We start from the raw sequence: 7,503 nt of genomic DNA, 5'->3' as shown, positions 1-7,503 counted from the left end.
ATCAGCACCCTCAAGTTCCTCAACAATCTTTTGAATGCAGCGGCGAATAGCGTAGCGCTCAATGAACCGCGACTCGCCAACAGTGGAGGCGGGTTTAATCCACGCGGCGATATTCGTAGTGCCCAGTTCATCCGCGAGTTGATGAAGTTTGGTTTTGAAGTAGCCAAGGTTAACCCTACTGTGACCACGACGGGAGAGACGGTGATTTCAGAGTTTCTCAATACCTTATGGAAAGGAGGGGACGATCGGAAAGGGCAAGGGGGCTTGAATCAGTTCTTTGAGGGGGCGAAGAGTGGGAGCGATCGGGTAAAACTATTAGGGTTTGGAGATCGGCTGGTAGATGCCGCACAATTACTGCAAGGGGCTGATCTACAGGCTCAAAAGAAGGATGCCAAGTTCTTAAGTCAATTGCTGAACTTGGGGAGCAGCTACACAGCATTGAATCCGATTACGGCGGCAGGAGATCAACCTCTCAATTTCTTTCTTAGTACAGCATATCAACTCAGTAATACGCGGTTAACCGCACAGCAGTTAGACAGCTTTTTACAGTCGGTGACGAATCCTGATGTTGTTCTCTTTGCCAACTCCGACCGTCTCAAGACCCTGAATAAAATCACTGATGTAAGTCTTCAGGGTGTAAAGAGAAGCAACGAGTTTATCTCCAAAACAATGGGAGTTGCTCTAACTGGGAAAGGAATTAGCTTATTCAATATCAAAGATTACAAAGGTGTCAAGAACCAGGCAAATCCCTTAGCATTGGTAGGCGTTGAGCGATTCATTAATATTGTGGAGAAGGTAGAGGCAGTGTATAAAAATGACACTCCCCAGGAAATAATCACTCGTCTTCGTAGACTTTACTATCCTGGGGATAGTGGCTGGAATCTGATTAATGAAATTACTAATCAACAAGCATTTGCTGCACTTCTACCTAATGCTCCCAACTCTGAATCGGACCCACTATCACCAGGACTTCTTGCAGAAAGAAAAGTCTATGCGGCTGAGTTGGGAAGTCTAGACAAGGATGCGTATGCTATTCTGACGGCTAAAGCAAATGAGAACGGTAAGGAAGACAATCCATCACCCTATCTTGTGATTCCTGAACGCAACGAGATGATTGACATTGGACATCTACTTTTGACGCTGGATGCACTACTGCACCCAGGTTCTAACGCACCTTATTCTGATCCTTACTACAATGTGCCTACCATTGACCCTGCTTCATGGGTTGCTGACGTTGGAGTCGGCTCTGTTTGGCTAACGCTTCAACAGAGAGGAACTTCTCAAGAGGGTACTCCCATAAACTTGAAACTGTCATCTGGCACTCCTACAAAGGAAGAGATTGATGCGTACTACAAAGCTTCAGCCCCTGAAGCTGATATTCTTGGCGATGTCGATGGCTTTGGTTTGTTCGACAGATTTAACAATCCAGGTAGAAAGGATCAACGCTTTTCCACTCATCTTAAGAGATACTATCTTCAGAATGACGCTAGATTTGATATTCATACCCGATGGCAAACGTTCGCTAACGAATTCCAAGCTAAACCAATAGAAGCAACGTTTGATGCTGACGACCTGACCGAGGTAGCCAAACAAGCATGGGTTTCCCGTATCAATAAATTCAACAACCTTTTTGGAGATGGGAAGTTTTCTGTCTCCCCTGGAGGTCTTGGTCGGAATCCTAACTGGAACTGGGCTTATACAGGAGATATGTTTGAACGGTTCTCTAAGTACGTTCAGGAGCAGCTTAAAAACGAAAGAAACCCCTGAATTTTCTAAAAATTCACACACCATTAATTAATATATTTTCATGTTCCAATCAATACATGGCTTCAAAATATTCTTGGTTTCCTTGGCTCTAGGTGTTCCCAGTTCAGCCATTGTTCACCTGTCAATTGTTTGGTTTGTGAGAATTCTCCCTTTTTTGCTTTCGTCACCTTATCTACTTCGTGACGTGCTAGGTTTTCTTGCTATAGGTGCATTTATTGGTTTGTTTAAGTCGCTGCTAGTCTGTGCGATTGCTTTCCAAGTAGAACCATTTTTACGCTGGCGAGTAATTTTCGTAAGCACGATCGGTCTAACTTTGTTGGAGGGCTGGCTCTACTACAAATTATGGACATGGACGTTTCCTTTTGGATAGCGCAAAGAACTCCTTCAAATTAATTGGTATCACGGCTGCAACCCCGACTTCGATTTCAGCAGAGGCGCACCAGGCGCTGCTCAAAGCCGCACTGGAGTTGGGACAGACTTATGCAAAACTGGCACCGAGTCGGGAACTAGGAACCGTGCTGGCTGGCGACGCGGATTATGGGTTCTTGGACATGCTATGGCGCGCTCAACAACCGGGAGGGGCTGGAAATCTTTCGATTAAGGAGCAACTCGACAAAGGCGTGAAAGCGTTAGGGCGATCGCTCAATGGGGTCACCGACCCGATCACGACCCTCAAGTTCCTCAACAATCTCCTGAATGCAGCGGCGAATAGTGTGGCGCTCAATGAACCGCGACTCGCCAACAGTGGAGGCGGGTTTGACCCACGCGGCGATATTCGTAGTGCCCAGTTTATTCGCGAGTTGGTGGCGTTTGGTTTTGAAGTAGCCAAGGTTAACCCTACTGTGACCACGACGGGAGAGACGGTGATTTCAGAGTTTCTCAATACCTTATGGAAAGGAGGGGACGATCGGAAAGGGCAAGGGGGCTTGAATCAGTTCTTTGAGGGGGCGAAGAGTGGGAGCGATCGGGTCAAGCTGTTGGAGTTTGGCGACAGGCTGGTAGATGCTGCACAATTACTGCAAGGGGCTGATCTACCGTCTCAAAAGAAGGATGCCAGATTCCTGAGCCAATTGCTCAATTTGGGTGAGGCATATGCTGCTTTGAAGCCAGTTGAAGAGACAGAAGATTCAAAACTATTTTTGAATACGCTCTGGAGAGAACAAAATTTGCAAAAGGGAGCGAATGAATTTGGGCAATTTATTAGTAATGATGCTGATAATTTAAACGAACTCTTCAATATCGAACGTAAGGCTTTGAGGCAGTACAAATTATCACTAGATAAAGGAGTCACAAGTAATCCAACACTCATAAGTAAAGTTCTTGATATCTTCAAGACTCAGCTAATAGTTCCGAGTGAATCCCCCTCAGATTTTCTGAGTAGCCTTGCTCGCAACGCATTGCAAGATAAGTCACTGGATAACGAGTTACGTAAATTGATAGGTAAGCAGAGAGATCGAGATCTTAATCAAGCAGAAGTCAACTATGCCGCAGAAATATTTGCTGACAGTGTTGATTTTAGTAAAGTTGGCATAGCGAAAGACAAGTGGGTTGACTATGCAGTTGTAACACTAGGGAACGTAATCTACTTCCCCTCAAAGCTAGGTGGCACTGATATGTTTCAGCCTGGAACTCTTGAACTCACGGCAGCAGGACGTATTGTGTTAATTCATGAATTGACTCATGTTTGGCAATACCAGAATAGTGGATGGCGATATGTGTCAGGCAGTGTATTAGAGCAACTAACCGCTCAGTTCCTTAAGGGAGATGCTTATGACTGGACAACCGCCTATGAAAATAAGCTTCCCTGGGAACAATGGGGAGTAGAGCAACAAGCAGCAGCAGTGGAAGAATACAATGCAAGTATTCGCCGCGTGACCTTTCAACGAAAAAGAAGAGAAAAAGTTGAAGACAAAGACATTAGAACAGTTACGATTCTACGTCCTTACATCGAGAAACTTAGAAGAAAGGAAGGAGCGCCAGAACCAGCATTTCCGAAAGGATAACAACTTCTCTAAGGTTAATGAGCAGTTTTCAGCGTAATCCCGTAGTAGGCGTACAAGTTAACTCCAGCAATTATCAAAGACAGGTTGAATTAATTTTAAATAAGGAAGCAGTTCGGTGAAAAATAGGTTTGTTATTTCTCTCATACTCTTAATACTACTCACAGGGTGTACTGGTCCTAAGTTTTGCATTCAGATAGTAAGTAAACAGTCAAGTGGTTTAACACTAAAACTAAATGAGGCTTCGATGAGTAGCAAGTGGGAATGTTCTGAATCTGCTAGGGTTAGCTCCATTTCGATGATTAGTCGAACGAGAAATGAAACACTTTGGTCTATTTCGACTCCTAACTTCCCTAGAACTAAGAACGTTTCTACGATCGTCTATGGAGTAGTTCCAGAAGGTTTTGTTGGCAAAACAGCAGTTCCGCTAAAACCAGGTGAAACAATAGAAATTTATGTACATGGGTCTGCTACTTCCGATTCAAAAATTGTCAATCTAGCTAAGTAAGTAAAAATCACTACTCCCCTCACATTAGTAGTTTACTTTATCAGACACAATATATCGGAAAATGGACGCTGCTGATCTTAACTTAAAAGCCTGCCTCAACCTGTTTCGCGCTAGATTTGCTTCACAAAATATTCGTCTATGAAGAGCGATTTCCACTCTAATTCTTCTCAATGCGGCGGCGAATAGTGTCTCTCTGAATGAAGTAAGAGTTGCTAGCAGTAAAGGAGTGTTCGATCCCCGCGGTGATATTCGCAGTGCCCAGTTTATTCGCGAGTTAATCAAGTTTGGCTTTGAGGTGGCGAAGGTCAATCCGATCGTGACGACGACTGGGGAAACAGTGATTTCGGAGTTCATCAATATGTTGCTGCGTGGGGGAGATGGGCGAAAAGCTCAGGGCGGGTTGAATCAGTTCTTTGAGGGGGTGAAGACTCCAGGCGATCGGATTAAGCTATTGGAGTTTGCTGACAGATTAGTGCAGGCAGCGCAACTATTGCAAGGTGCTGACCTACAGGTTCAGAAAAAAGATGCAAGATTTCTGAGTCAACTACTGAACTTAGGGGGTGCGTATGCTGCACTTGGAACTCAAGTTTCACAGAGTGATCTACACTTCTTCCTGGAGACACTGCGACAGTCGCAAGACATTCAGAAAGCTGCAACTGAACTTAAAGCATTTCTTGATAGCTTCAACGGTGATGACCAACAGCTTCTAGCAGGGAGCCGTAATCTTCTTCAAACTCTAAGTCTAGTTCCGAGCCAATCCATTCGATCTGAAAGTCGCAATCCCTCGGTTGCCAAAGCGTGGTTAGACGAGGCGGCGTTCCATGCAAGTTTGCGCTTAAGTCTAAATCCGGGCGAACGTATTCTTGATGCCAGTGGCTTGTATGACGACATTTGGAATGCATCTAGCATACAGAAACTAAAGACTTTAGCTGAAGCACTTTATGCCTATGCTGCACCAGAAGGCGTACAGGTTGCTTCCAACGGTGACTCTGGAATGATTGCCCAAAAATTAGATACTTGGGGAAATAGCAACCCGATCGGAGGAACAATCACTCTGATTGGTGGATTAATCTATATTATTATTGATGAAGGTGGCAAAATTATTCGCGCAGTTTATCACTCTAATAGTGGAGAAGATGAGCGCACTGCTGAAGAAAAAGCAACTGATGACGCTATTAACGAGATACTTGTGGGAGCTACGCTTACTGATAGAAAAGGCAAGCCACTTCCAAATGGAACAAATCGTAAAGAAGGTGACGTAGAAAACTACGATAAACCAACAGGAGAAGAAGGGCAAGCTGAAGACCTTGAGAAACTTTCTAGAAAAGCTGGAGGACCTATTAAAACTACTGAAGACGGTGCTAAAACCGCCGATCTTATTGATGGAGGTAGCGTAGGAGCCTACCCAGAAGCTAAGAGTACAGGCGGCGCTACAACTCAAATTAATACGAGACCAAAAAAAAGTCCAATGAGAAGGACGATCAAAATTAGATACACACATAATAGAAGAGCAACGATTGTAATCCCCACAGTATAGGAGACGATAGCTAATGGATTTTGAGGTGATACATCCTGTTGAGTCTCCTGACCATATTAGAAGGTACAGAGAAATTATTCGTAGAGCAATTGAAGGCAATACTGGTAAGGGGCAGCTACAACTTATAAAACAAGCGGGTTGGATTGCTGTTCCTACTCATATTGGAGATCTTTATGCATTCGAGGATGAAGATCGGCTTATTCAGACTCTTCTAGATCATGGTTATCAAGAGTTTATCGCAGTTGATTTATCAAAGATGCAAAATGTGTCAGATGTTCTTATTATTCCGGCAACAGTGCTTGGAATGGAAGACTTTAAATATAATATTTTTGGGTGGTACGTTTGGTTTGCAGGAAAACCGGATTGGTTTATTCTTATGGCTAATACGTTAGATTTTATTATTGTTGCAGGGCAACCCGATTTTGTGCGTCGAGTTTTGGGCTGCGAACCAGAGCAGGCATCTATTGATATTCGAGAGATGTCTGAATCTGAATACTTAGATCCAGTCGTGCGGAAATACTATGCTCATTTGCTTGAGCAACTTCAAATCACGTATCTCCAATCTGAACCTGGAACAATTGTTAATTTGGGTTTACTAGATTGGGACGAAACGCCATCAGCATAGTACCGAAATCGCATTTTGCAGAGTGCGAAGAACTCCACGAACACGACACTAGATACACCAGTATTGGTGGCAGAACAAAATTGTGGGACTGCAAGCGGCTTTGGTGATTCCCTCCGTTTTAGTGGCAGGTGGAGTCGCTGATCCAGTGGGCAGTGCGCCTTTTCAAGATATTACGACGACGATCGACAGTGCAGGGAATTTCAGTCTCAGCCAAGCGCAACTTGTGGACTTGTATGGCAACGATTTGGCAGACGGAACCTATGCGCTGAAGCTGCGGGCAAAAGATGAGCTAGGCAACTTCTCTCAGGAGATGCGAGTGACGTTTACCTTTGACCTGACGGCTCCCACGCAAGACATTACCAGCTTGATTGATGGCATTACCTGGGTGGACGGTGAAGTGCTGGCAGGGTCAGTAAGCGACGGCACCGGAACAGGAGTCAATCAGGTGGCGTATCGATATTGGCAAACTGGCAGTAGTGGGGAAAGTTTGGGCGACCAGACGGTGACAGTTTCTCAGACCGGGACATTTAACCAGGCATTGGGAGAGATCAAGAATCTGGCAGCAGGGGTCTATGACTTTAGCGTCACGAGTAGCGATCTGGCAGGCAATCAACAATCGCAAGCGTTTCGATTCTTGAAGTCGGATGACAGCCCGATCGAGGATCAAGACCTCTACGTTCTGGAATCAGGAGAGGTGGCGGGTCAAGATGGCGGCACGAGGGCGAATGCTCCCGCCGGAGAGACCGGGAACTACGGGTATTTCGGTCCGACTTCTAGCGGTGGATATGGGTGGGGCAACTATTCAACGGGGGCGAACTCGACTCTCAATTGGCAGCCCAGTGGCTTTTCGGGCTTTCCTGGCGGAACCAATCTGCCCTACATTGGCACTGGCTATGATTTGGAGTACACCGATGCGGTGAAGAAGATCGTGGACTATGGCACGGGGGCGATTAGCAGACATCCCCTGACTATTTCCAAGAAGGCGGCGCTGCAAAATCGTCAGGAGGTGTTGAGGGCGATCGCCGATCGCCTCAACCGCATCAGCAAGGCAGACAACGATTCCCTC

General features: G+C 45.4%; 5 protein-coding genes. All 5 read left to right on the top strand.

Annotated features, from left to right (window positions below; genetic code table 11):
• On the top strand, positions 1-1,767 hold a 1,767-nt coding region (locus C7B65_RS26330; protein WP_219898751.1), incomplete at its 5' end, for a hypothetical protein.
• A 362-nt stretch (positions 1,768-2,129) separates the two neighbouring features.
• On the top strand, positions 2,130-3,770 hold the full coding sequence (locus tag C7B65_RS26320) for an eCIS core domain-containing protein (RefSeq protein ID WP_073070408.1): 1,641 nt from the start codon (positions 2,130-2,132) through the stop codon (positions 3,768-3,770).
• Between the two features lie 731 nt (positions 3,771-4,501).
• The gene (locus C7B65_RS26315) at positions 4,502-5,812 is read left to right on the top strand and encodes a hypothetical protein (protein ID WP_073070407.1); all 1,311 of its coding nucleotides are present in this window, start codon (positions 4,502-4,504) and stop codon (positions 5,810-5,812) included.
• A 13-nt stretch (positions 5,813-5,825) separates the two neighbouring features.
• Positions 5,826-6,437, top strand: coding sequence for a hypothetical protein (locus C7B65_RS26310; RefSeq protein ID WP_073070406.1), 612 nt, complete (start codon positions 5,826-5,828; stop codon positions 6,435-6,437).
• 82 nt (positions 6,438-6,519) lie between these two features.
• A partial coding sequence (locus C7B65_RS26305) for an Ig-like domain-containing protein (RefSeq protein WP_146135854.1) occupies positions 6,520-7,503 on the top strand: 984 nt, incomplete at its 3' end.

Origin of the sequence: Phormidesmis priestleyi ULC007 (assembly GCF_003003695.1) — a bacterium.
In the GTDB taxonomy this organism is placed as follows: Bacteria; Cyanobacteriota; Cyanobacteriia; order Leptolyngbyales; family Leptolyngbyaceae; genus Phormidesmis_A; species Phormidesmis_A priestleyi_A.
This window is presented reverse-complemented; position numbering and strand designations above follow the sequence as displayed.